Source organism: Pseudomonas sp. RA_35y_Pfl2_P32 (genome assembly GCF_963970735.1).
Classification (GTDB): domain Bacteria; phylum Pseudomonadota; class Gammaproteobacteria; order Pseudomonadales; family Pseudomonadaceae; genus Aquipseudomonas.
Genome location: NZ_CAXAQF010000026.1, coordinates 35,141 through 56,897, shown reverse-complemented (window position 1 = coordinate 56,897; position 21,757 = coordinate 35,141). Strand labels below are relative to the sequence as shown.

Genomic DNA, 21,757 nt, shown 5'->3' with positions numbered 1-21,757 from the left:
AGTGTGTCAGGTGAAGCATCCGCAATGCTTGACATCTGCGCCCCTTCACCTGAGGACCACCGGCACTCAAGGCTTCACAGCAGCCGCTTGCCCATGATGAGGGTGCGTTCGGCGCCCTGTTGCTGGTCACGAACCTTTTCATAGCCGAGCCGGCGATAAAACCCCTCGGCGGTGAGCGAGGAGGGCACGCGCAACTGCTCGATGCCGGCATCGGCGGCCGCTGTGTGAATCACCCCCATCAATTGCTGGCCAATGCCACGGCCCTGGTGATCCGGGTCGACGAACACGCTGCGCACCACGTCCTGATCGAGGCTGGCCGTGGCGGCGACCCGCTGTTGCAGGGTCGCCACGTAGACCTGGCGTTGCGTCAGAAAGTGCAGGATCGCCGCTGGGGAAAAGTGCTGCACCACCTGGTCAATGACCGCCGGCGGATAGTCCTGGGCATTGGAGTGGCGCAGCGCCGCGATCACCACTTGGCTGATAGCGGTTGCGTCCTCGGCGCGGGCGCGGCGTACCTGGCTGTTCATCGCGCAGCTGTCCTTATCCTATGGCTGGAAGTCCCAGTCCGCGGCCCGTACCAGGCGGCAGAAAGGCCCCGCCAGGGTCGCATTGTGGTGGGCGACTGTCTGCTCGGCGCTCAGGACCTCGGTGTCGCTGCAGCTGTGGGCATCCTCGACCAGCACGGCGTCCAGGTCGCGGACGGCACGGCAGGTACTGTCGACGCAGTACTGGGTCTTGAGTCCGGCGATCACCACCCCCTCGGCGCCACGCTCCCGGAGCCAGTCGGCCAAGGGCGTGGCGGCGAAGGCGCTGGGGCGGGTCTTTTCGAAGATCACTTCATCGCCCTGTAGCCGCAGCTCATCGATCAAGCGGGTCAGCGGGCTGCCCGGTTCGATCGGCGACCCTGGCGGGCCGACATGCCGGGCCAGGAACACCGGCGCGCCGGCCTGGTGCGCCTTGTCCAGCAGCAGATTGACCGCGTCCAGCAGTGCGGCACTGCGCCAGGGCTGGTCCGGGCCGTGAAACAGGCCAACTTGCATATCGAGAATCAACAGTGCATGCATGCTGCATTTCCTTGTCGTAAACCTGCAACAGCGGCGCAAAAAAAGCCCCGTCCATTGCTGGCGGGGCCTTTGGGGTAACGTGTGCTTAGCCGCTCACGGCACCTTTCGCGACCCGCCCTGGGCGGTCGTGGTAAAGGTGGTCGAGGTCGTGCGGGGCTGATTCATGGTCCTGACACTAGCGCCACCTTGGTGAGTTGGCAAGTGAGTTGTGCCGTCATCAGCGCTGGGCTTTATCGACCGCCGCATCCAGGGCCGCCAACGCCATGGGAATCATCGCCAGCAAGCGGGCCTTGGCGATCCCGTCCCGGGCCTGGACCGACAGCCCGTGCAGCAGGGTCGCGTAGCAGTCGCCCAGGGACGTGACGTCGGTGCGGGCGGGCAACTCGCCGCTGCGGACCGCCTGCTCCAGGCGGTCGATGATCGACTGGGTCCGGTTGCGCCGGTGCTCGGCCAGCCACTCGCGGATGCCATCGTTGTCGGCTGAGCAGTTGGTCGCGGACGATACCACCATGCACCCCTGTGGCCGGCCGGGCAGGGTGTACAGCTCGACGGCGTCCCTGAGCATGCGCTCGATGGCGTCGCGGACACTGCTTTCCCCGGCCAGGGCAACGTCGGCAAAGGCCCCGTCGGCGGACTCGTAGAGGGCGATGGCTTCTCGAAACAGCGCTTCCTTGGAGCCGAACGCGGCATAGATCCGGGCTGACGCGATGCCCAGCGCCTCGACCAAGTCGGACATGGACGTGGCTTCGAAGCCGCGCCGCCAAAATACATCGCGGGCCTTGCACAAGGCTTGATCGCGGTCGAACTCTCGGGGTCTGCCAGCCATGGGTTGGGGGTCTCTTGGGGGAAGGAGCGTGGGGTCTGTCGCTATTATTGGTCGATCGACAAAAAAATCAAGTCGGCGTATTGACCGAACGCGGTGAACGTCCCTATTCTTTGTCAATCGACAAATAAATGGAGTCAGCGATGAAAACCCTCAAGGGACCGAGCTTGCACCTGGCGCAATTCAGTGACGCCGCGCCGCCGTTCAACAGTCTGCCGGCCATCGCGGCCTGGGCCGCGGACCGCGGATTCAAGGCGCTGCAGATTCCGGCCTGGGATGAGCGCCTGTTCGATGTGAGCCTGGCAGCGCACAGCCAGGATTATTGCGATGACATCAGCGAGACCTTGGCAGAGCACGGCCTGGTGATCAGCGAGTTGACCACCCACCTGTTCGGGCAATTGGTGGCGGTGCATCCGGCCTATGACAGCTTGTGCGACGGGTTCGCCCCGCCAGCGCTGCAGGGCAACGCAGCTGCCAAGACCGAGTGGGCGCTTGAGCGCTTGCGGTTGTCGGCCAAGGCTTCACGCCGCTTGGGGCTGACGGACATGGGCACATTCTCCGGCTCCTTTGCCTGGCCCTATCTGTTCCCGTTCCCGCAGCGTCCCGCAGGCCTGATCGATTCGGCATTCGACGAGTTGGCCAAGCGCTGGCTGCCGATCCTCAATGCCTGTGACGAGGAGGGCGTGAACCTGTGCTACGAAATCCACCCCGGCGAAGACCTGCACGACGGGGTGACATTCGAGATGTTTTTGCAGCGGGTGGGCAATCATCCACGCTGCAAGATCCTCTTTGACCCCAGTCACTTCGTGCTGCAGCAACTCAACTACCTGGACTATCTGGACATCTACCGCGATTTCATCCGCATGTTTCACGTCAAGGATGCCGAGTTCAATCCAACCGGGCGCCAGGGCATCTACGGCGGGTATCAGGGATGGGCCGATCGCGCGGGTCGGTTTCGTTCCCTGGGCGATGGCCAGGTCGATTTCAAGGGCATCTTCTCCAAGCTGGCACTCCATGACTATGCCGGCTGGGCGACGCTGGAGTGGGAGTGCTGCCTGAAAGACCAGGATGACGGCGCCAGGCAAGGTGTGGCGTTTATCAATGAGCACATCATCCGGGTCACGGACAAGGTGTTCGACGACTTTGCCGGCGCCCCGGTCGACCAGGCCCAGCTCGACGCCATGCTCGGACTGGCCCGGCCTTCGCTTCAAGGGCGGGCATGACCATGGATCACTTCGAACAGCAGGCGTTCGCCGGACGCACCCATGAGCATGGTTACGCCGAGGTCGACGGCAGCCGCATTCATTATGTGACCGAGGGCCAGGGGGCGCCGGTACTGTTGATCCCCGGTTGGCCGCAAACCTGGTTGACCTGGCGGCATGTAATGCAGGCACTGGCGGCGAACGGATTCCAGGCGATCGCGGTGGATCTGCCGGGCACCGGGCTCTCCGATAAACCGCTAGCGGGTTATGACACCGGGGCCACGGCCTGCCGTTTGCACGGTTTGATGCAGGTTCTGGGCCACGAGCACTACGCGGTGGTTGGTCATGATGTCGGCATGTGGGTGGCGTACGCCCTGGCGAGCGACTATCCGCAGGCGGTTGATTGCCTGGTATTGACGGAGGCAGTGATTCCCGGATTGGCGCCAGCGCCGTCGATTTTTGCGCCTGCGGGGCAGAACATCTTTCTCTGGCATTTCATGTTCAACCAGTTGCTCGACCTGCCCGAGGTGCTGATCGCGGGGCGGGAAGCCCAGTACCTGGCCTACATGTTTGCACAATGGTCGGTGCGCCAGGATCGGGTTGCGGTGCAGAGCTACATCAACGCCTACTCGACACCGGGAGGACTGAGGGGTGGGTTCGGCTATTACCGGGCGATCCCGGAAACCATCGCGCAGAATCAGCGGCGAGCCAGCAGGCCGCTAGAAATGCCGGTGTTGGCGATCGGTGCCGAACATGCGACCCACGATGCGCCGCTGCTGACGATGCAAGGCAATGCCCTGAATCTGCAAGGCGCGATTGTGCCAGGTTGTGGTCACTTCATTACGGAGGAGGCGCCCGAGGAATTTGTCGCGCATCTGCTGCCGTTTCTGCTGGCCTGGCCAGCACCCCGGATCAGCGTGCAGCGCTGAGGGGCTGCTGCCAGCGCCATGGAATGGCGCTGGCAGGCCGGCGGATTAACGGATGAAGGCTTGCAAGTCGCTGTTGAGTTTGGCGATCGCCGCCTTGAAGTCGTTGGTGGTGATCTTCTGGCTGGAGTTCTCCAGGGTCTTGCCGAAGAGTTTGCGCACGACCCTGGCCACCGTCTGGTTGGTGCGGGCGTCGACCAGCTCGGCCTCGATGAACAGTTCGGTGTCCTGGTCACGATGACCGGTGGCCGCGCTGACCCCGCCGACGACAGCGGCGATGGGCACCACTTCATACCATTTCATGCCTTCGTTGGAGGCGCTGACCCCGGTGATCGCGGCACGCAGGATCAACACCCGTGAGCCGGCGGGTGCCGCTTGCGGGGCAGCCACGATGCGGTACTTCTGGCCCAGGGTGGCCTTGGTACCGGCGGTCATGTAGCGCTGCAACTCATCCAGGGTCTGGCGGTTGACTCGCTCATCGGGCTTGGGCGCCGGGTACAACTCCAGCTTGTCGAAAGCCACGGTGTCGTAGGCGTTGGCGTTCCAGGACGGGCTGACCCAGCGCATGGATTTCTCGCCGCTGGTGGTGGTGACTTCTTCCATGTTGTTGTAGTTGGGCAGGAAGCCGGAGTACTGCTCCCGCTCTGTGACTTTCGAGGTGCAACCGCCCAGCAAGAGGCTGGCCAATGCGGCGCCGAAGATCATTTTTCGCGTCAAGCTCATAGGGTGTGACTCCAAATATTTAAGTTCGGGTTGCAGGGTCTCAAAATCAACAGGTCATGTTGCCGGTCACTGCGTGTATCCAGGCGTTATCGAATTGCCCCGAAATTCGCTCGCCTGAGCGTGATTTGCTCTGATCCACCGGCATGTCCCCCAGCCAGACCAAGGCCCAGCTGAGATTGACATCGGTGCTGTCGTTTACAGCATAGGTGGCTCCTGTGGCAATGCGCCAGGATTCTGCCATGGGTACGCTCACCGTGCGGTGGTTGTCGCAGGCACCTCGCCTGGCAACACGAGCCGGACGGTTACTGGTAACGGATCACAATGCCTTTGAGTTTGCGGCCCTGGATGGTTTCGATATCGCGACTCCACAGCGGTCCGCTGACATAGGCGGCCACCGGCTGGATACGGTCGTAGACCACCACCACGGCGTCTCCGCCGATTTTCGCCGCTTCATCCTTCAATTTCAGTTCAACGTCAGCGATCGGCGGGGCAGGGTCGACACTGGCATCGACCAGAATTTCACCCAGGCGCACAGGGGGGCGCATCGGCTCAACCCGCAGCACCTGGACGTTGGACGCCAGGGTCGGGCCGGGATGAGGCCCGCCAACGTAGGCGGTGGTCTGGGCATCGATGCTGGCGCAGGCACTGAGCAGCAGGCTGACCAGGGTAATCGTCAGCCAGGAAAGCGTGTTTTTCATCGCACAACTCCGTCATCCAGGAATGGGTGGGTTCAAGCGCTGCTCATCGGGTGAAAAAAAGCCTAGCACAAGGTTTTGCGCGTACCGCTGCAAGCGGCGCGAGGTCGCCCGGCGTGGGCGATCACAGCACCTTGACCGCCCGGCCGATGAACTGGATCGGCCCGGTGGGTTTGCCGGTCGGCGAGCCACCGGGGTTTTCCAGGGTCAGTTCAAACAACTGGTCGGGCGTCAGAGGAGGTAACTGGTCCAGGGGCACTTGCAAGCGCTGCCCGGGCTTGACCAGGCCCAGGGACACCGGCGCTTGCCAACCCTCGGCCTTGGTCCAGAACTGCAGGGCCTTGTCGGCAGGCACCTGGGCGACCCCCAGGGGAATCAGTTGAATCTCCCGGGGACTGCTCGCCTGGATGACCCAGCCTGGGGCCTGGCTCTGTGGGGCCACCAGCACCACCAGGTAGGCGGTCTCGGGCAGGGGCGTGGTCCGCGTCAGCAGCACGCTGCCCAGTACCAGGGTCGCGGCAAGCCCGGCGCCGGCGAGGCCGCGCCACAGTGCCAGGCGGTCCCACCAGGTTGGCGCTGTGACCGGGGCAGACGTTGCCGTTACAGGCCGATCGAGGGCGTCGAGGCTGCGTTCGATGCGCCCCCACAGGTGTGTGCTGGGAGGGTGGGGCTCGGTCAGGTCGGTCAACTCCAGCAGGCGCCGCTCCCAACTGGCGACCGCCAGGCGCAGGTCTGCGTCCACGGCCAGGCGTTGCTCAACCTCGCGCCGTTGTTCGGCCGCCAGGGTGCCCAGTACGTATTCACTGGCCAGTTCGTCATTGTCCTCGGGGCTCGTGTTCATCCCATGCACTCGCGTAAGGCCGCCAGGCTGCGTTTGATCCAGGCTTTGACGGTGCCCAGGGGCGTACCCAGTTTGTGGGCAATCTGTCCATGGGAATAGCCGTCGACATAGGCATGCAGCAGGCAATCGCGGCGGGCCGGCTGCAGTTGTTCAAGGCAGTCATATATCCGTCCCGAATGAGCGTGCAGGTCGAAGCCGGACGAGGCGTGTTCGTGGTCCCCGTCGATCGGCACCAGCCTGGCGCTGTTACGCATGAAGTTGAGGGCCAGGTGCCGAGTGACGCTGAAGATCCAGCCGCGCGCGGTCCCCAGCGCCGGATCGAAACTGGCGGCTTTGGTCCAGATCCGGATAAACGCGTCGTGCACGATGTCTTCGGCCAGGGCGTTGTCCCCGGCGATGCGGCGGGCCACCCCGAGCAGCCGGGCGCTCTCCTGCGTGTAGAGGTCGTGCAGGGCCTGTTGGTCGCCTTGGGCGCACGCCGTCAGGCACGCTTCATAATCAAAACCGGGTTCGGGCAAGGACAATGGATCCGCCATCGACAGGGTGAAACCGCCCCAGCCCTAAGGCTGGGGTGCCATGGCAGCAGGTTAGACGAGTTTTCCCTGCTGCTCGGGTTTTTGCCCCGCGCCGTCAGTTGGTCGCCCAGAACAGGTAGTCGGCCTGATAGCTGACGACCTCACGCTGTCCCTTGTTCGCGGCAGTGCAGGCGAGGCTGGGGGCGACACCGCCGCGCGTTGCCACGCGCTGGATGTAGCTGACACCGGTCATGGCACCCTTGCCTTGCGCCGGATTGGCCTTGACCAGTTGATAGGGCAGGTTGCCGCTGGATGAGGGAGCGACCGCCAGTTGGGTGCCAGTGATGGTCGAACCGTCCTTGGCCTGCCAGGTGGCAGGCGGGCCAAAGTAGCTGCCCAGCATTTGCCCGTCGCGGGCATTGAGCGTGGCTTTGGGGCCGACAAAAAACCATTCGGTCTGCCCGGGAGCGTTGGCCTTGCCGCGGCACTCATAGGTGATTTCGCCAACCCCCACGCTTTCCAGCACCAGCTTGTGCCCCGACGGCACTTTGATCGGGTCCGGCAGGTTCGTTTGCCCGTGGGCGAGCGACAGCGCGCTCATCAGGCAGGTCGCGGATAACGCAGTACCGAGGTGGCAGAGCAATTGTCGGGTGTTCATTGAGGTCTCTCCAGCAGGTTGAACAGCTCGGCAGCGCAGGGGCTGCTACCTGTACTACCCGCCAGGGAGGGTTTTGGATGCAGGTGCCGGAAAAAATAAGCGGCGGCCGGATTAAACAGCCTGAAACAACTTGTTGCAGGGCGTCGAAATGCTGTTTTACCGAAGTGGCGCAGCGCTCTGGCGCAGGGTTTATGGCCCATACCGCGGGGCCACGGCGCGGTCGTCGCTGTCCTGCGCTGGTTTAATCGCGGCATCGACTTGGAATATCACGGCACATCCTGTGCGTCCCTTGGTACCATCGAGCACATCTATATGAAGATTTAATGTCTGGAAGATTATTTTTGTGAACATCATTCGTCACTGGTTGCAGCACCCGCGCGCGCGCCTGGTTGCCCTGATGGGTCTGGTCCTGGTGACACCCCTGTGCCTGCGAGCGGCCATGGGCTGGTCCAACCCCTTGGGCTATCTGTCGGACCTGGGCATCGGCAGCCTGCTGGTGGTGCTGTTGCATCGCCGTCCCTGGTGGCTGGCGCTGCCGGTGTTACTGGTCTGGGGCCTGTTTACCGTGGCGACGGCCGAGTTGGTCAGCGCGGTCGGCCGGCTGCCCAATGCGGCCGACCTTAACTACCTGATCGACCCGCAGTTTCTCGACAAATCCACCAGCGGCAGTTTCGCCCAGCCATGGCTGGCCGCCAGCCTGATGTCGGGGTTGCTGGTGTGGCTGCTGTGCCAATGGGCAGGTCGCGGTCATCCTGCGCCGCGCCTGCCGCGCAGCGTCTGGGCCGCCCCGGCATTACTGCTGGCAACGCACTGGGGTACCCAGTACCTGCACCCGACGGATGCCGATCAATGGCAACTGTTCAACCTGCCGCACCAGTTGCTGGCCGCCGGCGTCGGCGACGTGCAGATGCGCGCCGAAGAATGGCTGGAAGGGGATGTGGTCGATGTGCCGCCGCAGATGGCCGGCCTCACTCAACTGGACCTGGACGGGCAGCAACTGCTGGGCGCCCCGGGTCGCGCGCGCAACGTGCTGATCATCACCCTGGAGGGCATTCCCGGGGCCTATGTCGGGGTCAATCGCCAGGCCCTGCACAGCAGCTATCAGGAAAACCTGATGCCCAACCTCAGCCGCTGGGCCGAGCGCGGCATGAACACCCCGGACTATGTGCTGCACAGCCACCAGACCATCCGTGGCCTGTACGCCATGCTTTGCGGTGACTACGACAAGCTCGACAACGGCACGCCCAAGGGCGTGGAAATGCTCACCCAGACCGAACGCAACCAGGCCTGCCTGCCGGCCCAACTGCGCCAGCACGGCTTCGCCACCCATTACCTGCAGGGTGCCGGCCTGCGCTTTATGGCCAAGGACAAGATCATGCCGCACATCGGCTTTGATGCGACCCATGGCCTGGAGTGGTTCAGCAACAGCAACTACCTGGAATTCCCCTGGGGCAAGGACGACAAAGCTTTCTTCGAAGGCGCGCTGGACTACGTCGGTCAACTGAAAAAACAGAAACAGCCGTGGATGCTGACCCTCCTGACCGTGGGCACCCACCAGCCGTACTCGGCCCCGGACGAGTACCTGCAACGCTACGACACGGCCAAACAGGCCGCCGTCAGTTACCTGGACGATGCCCTTGGGCAATTCCTCGATGGCCTGGAACGCCAGGGCATTCTCAAGGACACCCTGGTGGTGATCACTTCCGACGAATCCCATGGCATCGATGGCGTGCGCCTGGCCTCGTCCTGGGGTTTCAACCTGACACTGGCCCCCGAGCAGGAGCAACTGCCCCGGCTCAAGCACGGGGTCTATGGTCACGTCGACCTGAGCACCTCGATCCTCGACTATTTCTCCCTGCCGGTGCCGCCGAGCCTGAGTGGCCGCTCGCTGTTTCGCGACTATGCCAGTGGCCGTGAAATCATGTCCTACACCAACGGCAACCTGCGCTACCACGACGGCCAGGGCACCCTCACCGAGTGCGATTTCCAGCAACGCTGCCGTTATTACAACAGTGAGGGGTTCATTGCCGATCGCGCGACCTTCGCCGGCCAGTACGGCGGCCTGCGGGCACGTCAGATCAGCGCCCGCGCCGAGGCCCTGGACCGCACACTGCTGCGCACCCCGCTGAACCAGCGCTACCAGTTCGGCAGCCCGGCGATCATCCCGCTGCAAGCACAGATCAAGGACGACTGGGCCGACAACCTGATCGGCGCGCAGTACCTGGAAATGCCCAAGGGCTCCCATACCCGCGTGCGCCTGACAGTGCGTTCGGTGGACCCGCAGGAGAAGGCCTACATCCTGCTCAAAGCCAAGGAAATGGAACAGGACGTACCCCTGGGGCTGCCGGAAGAAATGCTGGTGACCGGCGATCAACCGCTGCAGATGAACTTCAGCTTCGACAACCCAGAGTCACGCAAGGCGTTTTCCTTCCACCTGCTGGGGTACGGGGTGGGAGCGATCGAGGTCAGTGATTTCACGGTAATCACCGAAGATCCGGGGCAACCGGAGTCGTTGGACGATGGCCCGGACGAGGCGATTGTGCATTCGAGCTGAAGCCTTCAGCTCGCCCCAGGTTTTGTTGCCAACTGCGCGTAGCCAATGAAGTCGGTGCCGAACTCGCCTGCGCCGGGGCGGGGAATCGCAGGGTGTGCAATTCGCTCAGTCAAGCAGGCCGGCGTTCTTCAGCAGCGGGTAGAGGCCATCGGGCACCAGGGGGGCGCTGGCGGTGAACGCCGAGCTGTCTTGCCAGGTGGCCTGAAAGGCCATGCCGTCGCTTTCATGACCGGTGAGGTAGGCCATCTGGTACAGGCGCTGATCGCGAAATTGCCCATCGTAGACCTGGACGATTTCATGCCCTGGCGTGTTGTTGTAGGTGAACAGGCTTTCCAGCGTGCCGACCAGGCGCAGGTGGTCGATCACCTGGTCAAGCTCTTCCTGGACTTCGCGCACGATCGCCTGGGCACTGGTTTCACCGAATTCGATACCACCGCCCACTGGCCGGAACAGGGTCTGTCCGGTGACGGGGTCGTCGAAGCGATGGACCAGGATTTTTCCCTGGTGGTGGAACACGCAGAGCGCGAGTGCGCGAATGCGGGGAGATGTCATGGGTTGCAGTCCTTTTGCCGGTGGCGCGCGAAATAGCGCCAGGTCCTGGGGCAGGATAACGCGGCGACCGTGTTTGAAGCCATGAGGGTGGGTGGTGGGTGTATGCAGAATCTGCCAGCACCCAAAATTACCAATGTGCGAGCCTGCTCGCGATGGCAATCTCGGATACACCCCAGCCCCCTGTAGCCGCTGCCGAGCCTGCGAGGCTGCGTTCGAGGACGCAGTCCTCGCCGCCTTTCACTCACCCCGCCAATTCCCGCTCCTCCAGCGCCAACTGCTTACCGTGCACGCGGTTGACCCACCAACCGAAGCCTGCGGCGGTGAAGAACATGATGAAGCTGTAGATCGCGGCCGGAATGGCCATGGTGGCGTTGTTCAGCAGGCTCGGGCTGAGTGCCAGGGCGATGGCCAGGGTGCCGTTGTGGATACCGATTTCCATGCCAATGGCCACGGCCTGGCGTTGTGGCAGGCGGAGCAGGCGGGGGACGCCGTAGCCGATGGCCAGGCTGAGCAGGTTGAACAGCAGCGCGGCCAGGCCCACGACCGGCGCGTAGTCGACCACGGTCTGCCAGTCCTTGATGAAGGCGATGGTCACCGTGCCCACGAGGAACAGGGCAGAGACGATTTTCATCGGTTTTTCCATGCGGCTGGCAAAGCGGGGCCAGAAGCGGCGCACCAGCATGCCCAGGCCGACCGGCACCAGGACAATCGCGAACACCTGCAGCACCTTGGCAAATTGCAGGGGAATGGCCTGGTCGGCGGACATGAAGTACAGCAGCGACAGGTTCACCAGCATCGGCATGCTGAGGATCGCGATCATCGAGTTGACCGCCGTCAGCGTCACGTTCAACGCCACGTCGCCGTGGGCCAGGTGGCTGTAGAGGTTGGCGGTGGTGCCGCCGGGCGAGGCGGCCAGCAGCATCAGGCCCACGGCCAGCGCTGGTTCCAGGCGAAAGCCCTGGACGATCAGGAAGCACAGGAATGGCAGTACCAGCAACTGGCAGACCAGGCCGATCAACACGGGCCTGGGGTATTTCACCACGCGGGTGAAGTCGGCCAGGGTCAGTGAGAGGCCCAGGCCCAGCATGATGATGCCCAGGGCAATGGGCAGGAACGCGGTCAACAGGGGAGTAGCGGTCATGGTCGGTCGACTCGAGGGAAAGGACGCTCACCAAGGTGTAGCACGCAGTCGGGAAATGGACAGGTCGTCAGTGGTTAAAAAATTCTCGCTGGCGGCTGGACCCCGTCGCGACCGATGAGCGCCTGCATCAGGCACCAGCCCGCATGACTGGTCTGCCAGCCGGCAATTGCGTAACATTCACGCCCTTTTCCCGCCATCGCCCACGACCGGCTGTACCGGTCGCCATTTCAGGTAAGCCATGAAACCTCAACGTCTGCGCGCCGATGTCCTGGCCGGACTCACCACGTCTTTCGCCCTGTTGCCCGAGTGCATCGCCTTCGCCCTGGTGGCCCACCTCAATCCGTTGATGGGGCTCTACGGTGCCTTCATCATCTGCACCCTGACCGCGCTGTTCGGTGGCCGCCCGGGCATGGTGTCCGGCGCGGCCGGTTCGATGGCGGTGGTGATCGTCGCGCTGGTGGTCCAGCACGGCGTGCAGTACTTGCTCGCCACCGTACTGCTGGGCGGGCTGATCATGCTGGCGTTCGGCTTGTTGCGCCTGGGCAAGTTGGTGCGCATGGTGCCGCACTCGGTGATGCTGGGGTTCGTCAACGGCCTGGCGATCATCATCGCCCTGGCGCAACTGGAGCATTTCAAGAGCGGGGAGGCCTGGCTCAGCGGCACGCCGCTGTACCTGATGCTTGGGCTCGTGGCCGCGACCATGGCCATCGTCTACCTGCTGCCGCGCCTGACCCGCGCGGTGCCGCCGGCCCTGGTGGCGATCCTGGGCGTCGGTGCGGCGGTCTACCTGCTGGGCCTGCCAACCCGTACCCTGGGGGACATGGCGCACATTGCCGGCGGCTTGCCGGTGCTGGCCTGGCCCGACTTGCCGTGGACCCTCGAGACCTTGCGCATCATTGCCCCTTACGCGGTGTTGATGGCGCTGGTGGGGCTGCTGGAAACCCTGCTGACCCTGAACCTGACCGATGAGATCACTGAAAGCCGTGGTTACCCGGACCGCGAGTGCGTGGCGCTGGGCGCGGCCAACATGGTGTCGGGGGTGTTCGGGGGCATGGGCGGCTGCGCGATGATTGGCCAGACCGTGATCAACCTCAGCTCCGGTGGGCGCGGACGGCTCAGCGGCGTGGTGGCAGGGATGATGATCCTGCTGTTCGTGCTGTTCCTCTCACCGCTGATCGAGCGTATTCCCCTGGCGGCCCTGGTCGGGGTGATGTTCGTGGTCTCGCAGCAGACCTTCGCCTGGGCCTCCCTGCGGGTCCTGAACAAGGTGCCGCTGAACGATGTGCTGGTGATTGTCGCGGTGACCCTGGTCACGGTGTTCACTGACCTGGCCACTGCGGTGATGTGCGGGATCATCATTGCCGCGCTCAACTTTGCCTGGCAGCAGGCTCGCCAACTGTATGCCGACAGCCACCTGGAAGCTGACGGCAGCAAGCTCTACCGGGTGCACGGCACGCTGTTCTTCGCCTCGACCACGCCCTTTCTCAACCAGTTCGACAGCGCCGGCGACCCACCCCAGGTGACCCTCGACTGCCAGCACCTGAGCTTCGTCGACTACTCGGCCATCGCCGCCCTCGACACCCTGCGCGAGCGCTACGCCAAGGCCGGCAAGCACCTGCGCGTGCTGCACCTGTCCGAGCGCTGCAAGAAACTGCTCAAGCGCGCCCGGGTGGCTCACGACTGAGGGGCAGCCTGGTCGTCGAAGATGCTTTCGATCGGCATCTCGAACGCCCGGGCAATCTGGAAGGCCAGGGGCAGGCTCGGGTCGTAGCGTTCGTTCTCGATCGCATTGATGGTTTGTCGCGAGACGCTCAACAGGCCGGCCAGGTCGGCCTGTGACCAGCCGCGTGCGGCCCGCAGTTGCTTGAGTCGGTTTTTCATCGATAGCGCCGTCTGGCAATGGCCAGGCCGAGGATCCACATCATGCCCATCACCGGCCAGACCCAGTGCCAGGTGATGTGGGGAAACCCGACATTCTCCAGAAAACCGTAGCTGAAGGTCAGCAGGGCGGACGCCGCGAAGGCGAAACCGAGGGCCTCGAACTGGATGCGCAGGTGCATTTCATCGAGCCGCCGCATTTGGCGCACGATGGCCCAGCACATCAGGCCTGCCGGCAGCACCGGTGCCAGGGAGACCAGCGTGCGCAATAGCCGGCCCATGTCGTGGAATTGCTGCAGCAGGTACAACGAGGTGAACAACGCCACCATGTACAGCGCCAGCGCCGAGCCCAACTCAATGTAGTAACGTCTCATGTGTTTCGTCCTTGTGTAAGACATCCTTTCCATCTTCGTCGATTGTTTTGCCAATGTAAAGCGAGCTTTCCATCGCGTGCGCGCGGGGATACCTCCCCAGTGTCCTTGACTCTCCCCCCAGGGGCAGAGTCTATGCTGGCCGCCACGACAGGGATCAACGAGGCGCTATGAGTCAGTCATGTCTGGTCACCGGGGCCAACGGGCACCTGGGCAATACCTTGGTCAGGGCCTTGCTTGAGCAGGGCTATCGGGTGCGGGCCGGGGTTCGCGATATCGACAACCGCACGGCGTTCCAGGGCCTGGATTGCGAACGGGTCTACGTCGAGTTGCTCGACGAGGAGTCGCTGTCCAAGGCGCTGCAGGGCGTTGAGGTGTTGTTCCAGGTGGCGGCGGTGTTCAAGCACTGGGCCCGCGATCCCCAGGCCGAGATTGTCCAGCCGAATGTCGAGGGCACCCGCCGGATCTTGCGGGCAGCGAAGCGGGCCGGGGTCAAGCGGGTGGTCTACGTCAGCTCCGTGGCGGCTGTCGGGCACAACGGGCAGGCGCTGGATGAGCAGCAGTGGAACGTCGAGCAGGACAACCCCTACTACCGCTCGAAGATCCTCGCCGAGCAACTCGCCTGGGACATGGCGCGAGCCCTTGACCTGTGGATGGTCGCGGTCTTGCCTTCGGCCATGATCGGCCCGAACGCGACGCGCCTGACCGACACCATGGGTTTCATCGAGTCGATCAGGCAGCGCAAACTGCCGCTGGACCCGGGTTTTCATTTCAATTTCGTCGATGTGCGGGACGTGGCCGCGGGCATGATCCTGGCCGCGCAAAAGGGCGTGCCTGGGCAGCGGTATATTCTGGCCAACGAACGTTCTTCGTCCCTGGCGCAGATCATCGACGCGGCCAACGCGGTCGCTGCGGGCTATCGATTGCCCGCGTCGGCGCCGCGCTGGCTGTTGCTGGCGTTGGCCTGGGTCGAGGAAGCGCGGGCGCGGCTGACTGGGCGGCCGGCGCAGTTGTTGCAAAGTCAGGTGCGGATGTTCCACCGGGTACGCCAGGAATACTGCATCGACAAGGCCAGGCAGCACCTGGGTTTTGCCCCGCGCTCGCCCGAGGCCGCGCTGCAAGCCGCTTTCAGCTACCTGGGGAGCCGTCCGTCGTCGAGCTGATACCAGCAGGCTTTGGCCTCGAGGCAGCTATGGCGTTGCTTGGTGGGCTGCAATGGAGTGTCCAGGGTGGCGACGGCAATCGAGATCCAGTCCGGGAACGCCCCCCGGGCATCGGACCAGAACAGCGATGAACCGCAGTGCCCGCAGAACTGGCGGGTGACCCCGGGGGAGGATGGGTAGGCCTTGAGCGCCGAGGCAACGGCCGTGATCGCCAGCGCCGACTTAGGTGCACTGGCATAGGTGGCGAACGCCGCGCCATGGGCTTTCTGGCATTTGCGGCAATGGCAATGAGTGAAGGCCTTGAGCGGGCTGCTGAGCTGGTAGCGGACGGCGCCGCACAGGCAACTGCCGCGGTGTGACTGATCCATGTACAGAGGGTCCCGCAGGGTGGTTGAGTGGCTCACAGGATGACATCCAGCCACCAGCCCGCCAAGCCGCATCCCAGCACGACCTTCCACGGCGCGACCTTGCCGAACATCAGCGCCACCCCTGCCACCAGGGCCAGGGCAAAGTCTGCCGGGGTGAGGATGGCGCTGGTCCATACCGGCTGATACAGCGCCGCCAGCAGCAGGCCGACCACTGCCGCGTTGATCCCCAACATCGCCGCCTGCATGCGCCGGTTGCGCCGCAGGCGCTCCCAGAACGGCAGTGCGCCGACCACCAGCAGGAACGACGGCGCGAAGATCGCCAGCAGTCCCAGCAGCCCACCGAGCCAGCCCGACTGTGGGCCGTTCATCGACGCGCCGAGAAACGCGGCGAAGGTGAACAGCGGCCCCGGTACCGCCTGGGTGGCGCCGTAGCCGGCGAGGAAGGTCTGATTGCTGACCCAACCGTTGGGCACCACGTCGGCCTGCAGCAACGGCAGCATCACGTGGCCGCCGCCGAACACCAGCGAACCGGTACGGTAGAAGGCATCGACCATGCTCAGGGTCGGGCTCGCCAGCAGTTGGGCGAGAATCGGCAAGCCCACCAGCAGCACAGCAAACAGCGCCAGCCATAACAGCCCGGCGCGCGGGCTGACGGTGATGGGCAATGGCTCATGCGCGAGGGTGGGCGCCGGCTTGAACAGCCACAGCCCGGCAAACCCTGCCGCGACAATCACCCCGACCTGGGCCCAGGCAGCAGGCAGCATCAGCACCAGGCAAGCGGCGCAGATCATCAGCAGGATGCGCGGCAAGTCCGGGCACAACAAACGCGCCATGCCCCACACGGCTTGGGCGACAACCGCCACCGCCAGCACTTTCAGGCCATGCACAATGCCCCCGGGCAAGGCGTCGGCATAGTCGTGCAGGCCCAGGGCAAACAGGATCAGCACCAGGGCCGAGGGCAGGGTGAAGCCGCACCAGGCGGCCAGGGCGCCACGGTAGCCGGCCCGTGACAAGCCCAGGGCCATGCCGACCTGACTGCTGGCCGGGCCGGGCAGGAACTGGCAGAGCGTGACCAGTTCGGCGTAGCTGCGCTCACTCAACCAGCGCCGACGCACCACGAACTCCTCGCGAAAGTAGCCCAGATGGGCAATCGGGCCGCCGAAGGAGGTCAGGCCCAGGCGCAGGAAAACCACAAAGACTTGCCAGGGACTGCGGTCTGCGCTCGGGAGTGGGGACATTCAAGGCTCTACGAAAAAGGTGGGGGGACAGGCAGCGAGCATAACAACGCACCGATGCGCTTTCGATAGCCCGCGGCGTTTCAAGCGCCGCTGAACAACTGGCGGATCAGGTTGGGGGTGCTGCCGGTCCAGCGCTTGAACGAGCGGCGAAAGTTCGCCGGGTCGTTGAAGTTCAGGTAGGCGGCCACTTCCTCGTTGCTCAGGCCCTTGACCTGGTACAGGTACAGCGCCACATGCTTGCGCACCAGGTCGACCTGCTGCTGGAAGCCGGTGTCGTGCTTGTGCAGCTTGCGCTTGAGGGTGGCCGGGCTCATGGCGAAAGCCTGGGCTGCCTGCTCCAGGCTCGGCGCCTGGCGAACGTGGCTTTGCAGGTAGCGGTACAGGCAGGCGAGAAAACTGCTGGCATGGCCCAACTGGTCCAACTGCTGCTGGGCCTCCTGGCGGGCGACCTGGCCGGCCGTGGCGGAGGCGCCGGGCCAGGCTTGCGTCAGGTACTGGCGGGGAATGCGCATCATGTCCAGGGGCCGCTGGAACTGGGTCTGCTCGCCCAGGTGTACCCAGTACTGCTCGACATAACGTGGCTCGCCATAGCTGAAACTGCAGTGCCAGGGCAGGCGCTGGCCGCTGAGCCATTGGCTCATGGCGACCAGCGAGGTCATGCTCGCTTCCAGCAGGAAGCGCCACTGCTCGCTGGCGCCGCAGCTGTCGAGCCAGTAGACGTAGGCGTATTGCTCATCCAGCACCAGTTGCGGCGTCACCAAAGGACTGAGCAGCGCTTGCTGCTGGACCAGGGTGTCGAGGGCCTGGTGCAGGTTCTGCGCGTGGCGCAGGGCATGGCTGGCGGCGCCGTAATGCCCGGGCAACAGGCGCTGGCCAAACAGGAAACTGCTGTCGTCGGCGTCGAGCAGGCGCTTGCTGTTGCCGATCAGGGCGAAGAACTGCTGGGGACTGAGGCGGGTCTGGCCGGCCAGGATGTCTTCATGAAACAGCCCGGTGCCGCGCAGCAGGCGATGGCTGTCGATATCCCGCGACAGGGCCAGGTCGATCAGGGTCGCCGGCTGGTAGTGCCCGGGAATGAAGCGACTGTCGTTTTCGTACCAGAGGGTTTTGCAGGTCATGTGCGCGCCTCAGGCCGTCTTGGCCAATGGCTGCTTGGCCCGGGCCAGCGCCAGGTTCAGGCGTTTGAGCAACTGCTCGGGGGATTCGTCCATGGCCATCACCACGGCGGTACTTGCCGACAGGTGCAGGCGTTCGCCGTGCTGGCGGGTTTTGTGGGCCAGGCCGTGTACGGCCTGTTGCAGTTCCAGCGCCAGCAGCCGCGCCTGGCTTTCGCCGGTGTTGGCCAGCACCACCACGAAGCGGTCGCCGGCCAGGCGGCAGAGCAGGTCCTGGCGCCGCAGGTTGAGCAGCAGCAAGTGACTCACGGCCTGCAGCACGGCATCGCCCTCGGCGTGGCCACAGGCCTGGTTGATGGCGGCGAAGTTGTCCAGGTCCAGGGCCAGCAGCGACAGCGGTTGCTGCTGCTCCAGGCTTTCGTCGAGGCTGCTGGCCAGTTGGCGCTTGAGGTAGTCGGCACCGCCCAGGGGCGTGAGCTTGTCGAACAGCCGGTGTTCGCGAAACAGCCGCTCGCGCTTTTCCATCTGCGCGCTGATCGCCAGTTGTTCGCGGTGCCAGTGATAGATGCCCAGGGTCAGCAGGAGCATGCCCACCGGCATCGGCCCGGACTCCAGCCAGTGATCCCAGGTGATGCTGTCGGGCAGGCGGATAAACTCGTCGAGGCTGTCGATCCACCAGGAAAAGAAGATGCAGCCCAGGCCCAGCACCAGGTAATTGGTGACCCGTCCGGCGGGCCGGCTTTTCAGCACCAGGCCCAGCCAGAGCAGGGCCAGTAGGGCCGAACCGCCTTCACCGACGATGTCCAGCCAGACCCACTCGCTGACACTTTTCAACTCGCCACAGGCCAGGTGCAGGAGCAAGCCCAGGTTGGCGGCCAACAACAGCAGGAGCAGTTTCCAGCGGTGGGGTTTGAGTACCGAGAACATGGCCGTGATCCTTTGGCGAACGAGCAGTGCGCGCCAGCACAGCAGATGTCTGTGACAGTTGGGTGACAGGGGTGGGAGGTCGAATCAGCTCAGCCTGGGACAGGCGTTTTTTTGTGCCACCCCGCGCGCTGTGCCTGGGAAATCGCCATCGTCGGAACGCCGCCCGGAGCACGCTCGCGCCCACGTACATGCACACACCCTGTGGGCGCGAGCGTGCTCGCGATGCTCTTTAGTCAGCGCAAAAACGCTTATCCGGCGCGCCGTATCAGAGGTCAAATCAGCTCACTGTGCCCGGTAAACCGCGCTAAACCCGCGGTTTGCCGGGCTACTTGACACCGACTGTCACAGAACCGTCATTCCCCACCCCTAGCGTGCCCTCCCAGTTGCCGGGCGTCTTGCCTGGCGTCATCGGACTCTTGGGGGGGACCACCATGTACCAGCGCAGTAGCCACCCGCGCAGCGGCACCGCCGGGCTCGTCAGTTTCACGCTGACCGCCCTGGCCCTGGCGATTGCCAGCGAACGCCTGCACGCCGCCGAAACCGCCGGCCAGACCGAGCACATCGAAGTGGTCGGCCAGGCCGCCAGTATCGATCAGGCGCTCAAGGAACAGCGCCGCTCCGACAGTATCAAGAGCGTGGTGCATGCCGACGGCGTGGCGCAGTTGCCGGACGAAAACGTGGCCGAAGCCGTGCAACGCCTGCCGGGGATCAGCGTCGAGCGCGACCAGGGCGAAGGCCGGTTTGTCAGCGTGCGCGGCCTGGGCCCGGACCTCAACAGCGTGACCATCAACGGCACCCTGGTGCCCTCGCCGGAAAGCGAGCGCCGCGCCGTGGCCTTGGATGTGCTACCGGCGGAGTTGGTGCAATCGCTGTCGGTGATCAAGACCCTGACCCCGGACATGGATGCCAACTCCCTCGGTGGCACCGTGGATGTGCAGAGCCTGTCGGCCTTCGATCACCAGGGCCTGTTTTACACCGGCAGCAGCGAGGCCAGCTATGACCAGAACAGCCACCAGACCAGCCCGAAATTCTCCGGGGCCATCAGCGACCGCTTCAGCCTGGGCGACGGCATCGACAACTTCGGGGTGGCCGCGGCGCTGAGCTGGCAGAAGCGTGACTTCGGTTCGGACAACGTCGAGACCGGCGGTGCCTGGGACTTCGAGCGGGGCGCAAGGCTTGAGGAGTTCGAGCAGCGTGACTACGACATCAGCCGGGAACGCGCCGGTGGTGGCCTGAACTTCGACTACAAGCCCGACGACCTGAGCAGCTATTACCTGCGCACCCTCTACAGCCGCTACAAGGACAGCGAGACGCGCAACTCCACCAGCATCGAGTTCGCCGAGCCCCAGGCCGCCGGTGAGTTGGGGAACGCCGACGGCCAGCGCAAGCTCAAGCAGCGTGAGGAGACCCAGGAAGTCCAGTCTTACGTGCTGGGCGGTGAGCGCCTGTTGGGCCTGTGGACCCTCAGCGGCCAGGCCGGCTACAGCCGCTCCAGCGAAGACAGCCCGGGGCACATCGCCAATGCGGCCTTCAGCGGCGCCGACGACTTTGCCGGCAGCGGTTTCTACGACACCGAAAAGCCTCGGCTGATCATTGGCCAGGACTTCTACAACCCCAACAACTTCAGCCTCGACAAGGTCGACTGGGAACAGCAGAAAACCACCGACACCGAGAAAAACCTGCGCCTGGACCTGGCCCGCGACTACGACCTCAGCGGTTATGCGTCCCAGGTCAAGTTCGGCGGCAAGGTCAGCCGGCGCAACAAAGACAACAACCTTGACGCCTGGGTCTATGAGGACTTCGACGACCTGGGCTTGAGCGATGATCAGCTCAACCTCAGCCAGTTCCAGAAGGGCAAGGTCCACTACCGTCTCGGCGAGTTCGGGCCGGGCATCAGTGGCAGCGCGATCAAGGACCTGATCGGCGGCCTCGACCGGGCGCAGTTCTATGACGAGACCGAGTCGCGGGTCAACGACTTCAAGATGAGCGAGGACATCAACGCCGGCTACCTGATGAACACCCTGGACATCGACGACTGGCGCTTCATTGCCGGTATGCGCTACGAAGGCACCGAGTTCGCAGCCAAGGGCACCGGGGTCAACGACGGCGAGTTCGAGGCCAGCGACAGCAAGCGCCGCTACCACCACTGGTTGCCCGGCCTGCATGCGCGCTACCAACTGGACAAGAACACCCAGGTGCGCGCGGCCTGGACCAAGTCAGTGGTGCGGCCGACCTTCGGTCAACTGGCGCCGGGCTTTGTCATCGACGATGACGAGGCGACCTTCGGCAACCCCAACCTCAAGCCCCTGGAGTCGAGCAACCTGGACCTGGGCATCGAGCACTACATGGGCCGTGCGGGCACGGTCTCGGCGTTCGTGTTCTACAAGGACATCCAGAACTTCGTCTACAACACCGACGTCGCCGGCAGCGGGGCCTGGGTCGATTTCTCCGAGGCCCACACCTTCACCAACGGTGACAGCGCCAAGCTCTACGGCCTGGAGTTGGCCTACTCGCAGAAATACGACTGGCTGCCCGCACCCTGGAACGGCCTGCTGCTGGGGGCCAACGCCACTTTCAGCCGTTCGGATGCCGAGATCGAAGGCTTCGACGCCGCCAGCGGGAGCAACCGCAAGCGCAGCATCGACCTGCCGAGCCAGTCGGACACCGTCGGCAACCTGATGCTCGGTTGGGAAAACGACACGCTCAGCCTGCGCCTGTCGGCCAACTACAAGTCCGACTACCTCTATGAGCTGGCCGCGATCAACGACAAGGCCCACGACCTGCACGTGGATGCCCAGACCTTCGTCGACTTCAGTGCGCGCTATTCGCTGACCAAGAACCTGCAGCTCAACTTCGAGGCGCAGAACCTCACGGACGAGTCGTACTACGTCTACACCGGCCACGGCGCCTACAACGCCCAATACGAAGAGTACGGCCCGACCTTCAAGCTCGGCCTGACCTTTACCCATTTTTGATTCCCTGCGGGCCGCAGATTCGGGCAAT

The 21,757-nt window shown here is 64.2% G+C and carries 22 protein-coding genes and 1 pseudogene; 6 read left to right on the top strand and 17 right to left on the bottom strand.

What is annotated here, in order from left to right:
• Positions 1 to 74: 74 nt before the first annotated feature.
• From AACY45_RS23430 to AACY45_RS23420, 3 genes are all read right to left on the bottom strand, one after another.
• Positions 75 to 527 (bottom strand): GNAT family N-acetyltransferase, encoded by a 453-nt coding sequence (locus AACY45_RS23430; RefSeq protein WP_339547616.1) that lies wholly within the window; start codon positions 525 to 527, stop codon positions 75 to 77.
• 18 nt (positions 528 to 545) lie between these two features.
• Entirely contained in the window at positions 546 to 1,064 is a 519-nt protein-coding gene (locus AACY45_RS23425) for an isochorismatase family protein (protein WP_339547615.1), read from the bottom strand.
• Positions 1,065 to 1,281: 217 nt separating this feature from the next.
• Positions 1,282 to 1,890 carry a TetR/AcrR family transcriptional regulator gene (locus tag AACY45_RS23420; protein ID WP_339547613.1) on the bottom strand — a complete coding sequence of 203 codons (609 nt, stop codon included), beginning with the start codon at positions 1,888 to 1,890 and terminating at the stop codon, positions 1,282 to 1,284.
• A 140-nt stretch (positions 1,891 to 2,030) separates the two neighbouring features.
• Between AACY45_RS23420 and AACY45_RS23415 the strand changes: the two genes are divergently transcribed.
• The gene (locus AACY45_RS23415; RefSeq protein ID WP_339547611.1) at positions 2,031 to 3,110 is read left to right on the top strand and encodes a sugar phosphate isomerase/epimerase family protein; all 1,080 of its coding nucleotides are present in this window, start codon (positions 2,031 to 2,033) and stop codon (positions 3,108 to 3,110) included.
• Positions 3,111 to 3,112: 2 nt separating this feature from the next.
• Entirely contained in the window at positions 3,113 to 4,018 is a 906-nt protein-coding gene (locus AACY45_RS23410) for an alpha/beta fold hydrolase (protein WP_339547640.1), read from the top strand.
• 45 nt (positions 4,019 to 4,063) lie between these two features.
• Here AACY45_RS23410 and AACY45_RS23405 read toward each other — a convergent pair whose 3' ends face one another.
• The 6 genes and pseudogenes from AACY45_RS23405 to AACY45_RS23380 all read right to left on the bottom strand — a co-directional run bounded on the left by AACY45_RS23405 (position 4,064) and on the right by AACY45_RS23380 (position 7,447).
• The gene (locus AACY45_RS23405) at positions 4,064 to 4,738 is read right to left on the bottom strand and encodes a DUF3313 domain-containing protein (RefSeq protein ID WP_339547610.1); all 675 of its coding nucleotides are present in this window, start codon (positions 4,736 to 4,738) and stop codon (positions 4,064 to 4,066) included.
• Between the two features lie 46 nt (positions 4,739 to 4,784).
• Positions 4,785 to 5,006, bottom strand: a pseudogene (locus tag AACY45_RS23400) (transporter); the annotation flags it as partial.
• Between the two features lie 34 nt (positions 5,007 to 5,040).
• The gene (locus AACY45_RS23395; RefSeq protein WP_339547608.1) at positions 5,041 to 5,436 is read right to left on the bottom strand and encodes a hypothetical protein; all 396 of its coding nucleotides are present in this window, start codon (positions 5,434 to 5,436) and stop codon (positions 5,041 to 5,043) included.
• A gap of 121 nt (positions 5,437 to 5,557) precedes the next feature.
• Positions 5,558 to 6,274, bottom strand: a complete 717-nt coding sequence (locus AACY45_RS23390; protein WP_339547607.1) for an anti-sigma factor — start codon at positions 6,272 to 6,274, stop codon at positions 5,558 to 5,560.
• Positions 6,271 to 6,810 carry a sigma-70 family RNA polymerase sigma factor gene (locus AACY45_RS23385; RefSeq protein ID WP_445261214.1) on the bottom strand — a complete coding sequence of 180 codons (540 nt, stop codon included), beginning with the start codon at positions 6,808 to 6,810 and terminating at the stop codon, positions 6,271 to 6,273. Before AACY45_RS23385 ends, AACY45_RS23390 begins: the two co-directional genes overlap by 4 nt.
• Before the next feature lie 94 nt (positions 6,811 to 6,904).
• Positions 6,905 to 7,447, bottom strand: a complete 543-nt coding sequence (locus AACY45_RS23380) for a DUF3455 domain-containing protein (RefSeq protein WP_445261213.1) — start codon at positions 7,445 to 7,447, stop codon at positions 6,905 to 6,907.
• A 397-nt stretch (positions 7,448 to 7,844) separates the two neighbouring features.
• Between AACY45_RS23380 and AACY45_RS23375 the strand changes: the two genes are divergently transcribed.
• Entirely contained in the window at positions 7,845 to 10,001 is a 2,157-nt protein-coding gene (locus AACY45_RS23375) for an LTA synthase family protein (RefSeq protein ID WP_445261216.1), read from the top strand.
• A gap of 105 nt (positions 10,002 to 10,106) precedes the next feature.
• On the opposite strand, the gene AACY45_RS23370 is transcribed toward AACY45_RS23375, so the two are convergent.
• Complete coding sequence (locus AACY45_RS23370; protein ID WP_339547605.1) at positions 10,107 to 10,553, bottom strand: NUDIX hydrolase; 447 nt, start codon at positions 10,551 to 10,553, stop codon at positions 10,107 to 10,109.
• A 241-nt stretch (positions 10,554 to 10,794) separates the two neighbouring features.
• Positions 10,795 to 11,694, bottom strand: coding sequence for a bile acid:sodium symporter family protein (locus tag AACY45_RS23365; protein WP_339547604.1), 900 nt, complete (start codon positions 11,692 to 11,694; stop codon positions 10,795 to 10,797).
• Between the two features lie 238 nt (positions 11,695 to 11,932).
• On the opposite strand from AACY45_RS23365, the gene AACY45_RS23360 reads away from it, so the two are divergent.
• Entirely contained in the window at positions 11,933 to 13,378 is a 1,446-nt protein-coding gene (locus AACY45_RS23360) for a SulP family inorganic anion transporter (RefSeq protein WP_339547603.1), read from the top strand.
• Here the strand turns inward: AACY45_RS23360 and AACY45_RS23355 are convergent.
• The gene (locus AACY45_RS23355; RefSeq protein ID WP_339547602.1) at positions 13,369 to 13,575 is read right to left on the bottom strand and encodes a helix-turn-helix transcriptional regulator; all 207 of its coding nucleotides are present in this window, start codon (positions 13,573 to 13,575) and stop codon (positions 13,369 to 13,371) included. The genes AACY45_RS23360 and AACY45_RS23355 overlap by 10 nt on opposite strands.
• The gene (locus AACY45_RS23350; protein ID WP_339547601.1) at positions 13,572 to 13,946 is read right to left on the bottom strand and encodes a hypothetical protein; all 375 of its coding nucleotides are present in this window, start codon (positions 13,944 to 13,946) and stop codon (positions 13,572 to 13,574) included. Before AACY45_RS23350 ends, AACY45_RS23355 begins: the two co-directional genes overlap by 4 nt.
• 167 nt (positions 13,947 to 14,113) lie before the next feature.
• Between AACY45_RS23350 and AACY45_RS23345 the strand changes: the two genes are divergently transcribed.
• On the top strand, positions 14,114 to 15,106 hold the full coding sequence (locus tag AACY45_RS23345; protein ID WP_339547600.1) for an NAD-dependent epimerase/dehydratase family protein: 993 nt from the start codon (positions 14,114 to 14,116) through the stop codon (positions 15,104 to 15,106).
• Here the strand turns inward: AACY45_RS23345 and AACY45_RS23340 are convergent.
• From AACY45_RS23340 to AACY45_RS23325, 4 genes are all read right to left on the bottom strand, one after another.
• Positions 15,076 to 15,474, bottom strand: a complete 399-nt coding sequence (locus tag AACY45_RS23340; RefSeq protein WP_339547599.1) for a GFA family protein — start codon at positions 15,472 to 15,474, stop codon at positions 15,076 to 15,078. The two genes, AACY45_RS23345 and AACY45_RS23340, sit on opposite strands and share 31 nt — an antisense overlap.
• A 32-nt stretch (positions 15,475 to 15,506) precedes the next feature.
• On the bottom strand, positions 15,507 to 16,712 hold the full coding sequence (gene chrA, locus AACY45_RS23335; RefSeq protein WP_339547598.1) for a chromate efflux transporter: 1,206 nt from the start codon (positions 16,710 to 16,712) through the stop codon (positions 15,507 to 15,509).
• 80 nt (positions 16,713 to 16,792) lie between these two features.
• Entirely contained in the window at positions 16,793 to 17,830 is a 1,038-nt protein-coding gene (locus tag AACY45_RS23330; protein ID WP_339547597.1) for an AraC family transcriptional regulator, read from the bottom strand.
• Between the two features lie 9 nt (positions 17,831 to 17,839).
• Entirely contained in the window at positions 17,840 to 18,754 is a 915-nt protein-coding gene (locus AACY45_RS23325; protein WP_339547595.1) for a GGDEF domain-containing protein, read from the bottom strand.
• Positions 18,755 to 19,185: 431 nt separating this feature from the next.
• Between AACY45_RS23325 and AACY45_RS23320 the strand changes: the two genes are divergently transcribed.
• Positions 19,186 to 21,729 carry a TonB-dependent receptor gene (locus AACY45_RS23320; RefSeq protein WP_339547594.1) on the top strand — a complete coding sequence of 848 codons (2,544 nt, stop codon included), beginning with the start codon at positions 19,186 to 19,188 and terminating at the stop codon, positions 21,727 to 21,729.
• Positions 21,730 to 21,757: the final 28 nt, after the last annotated feature.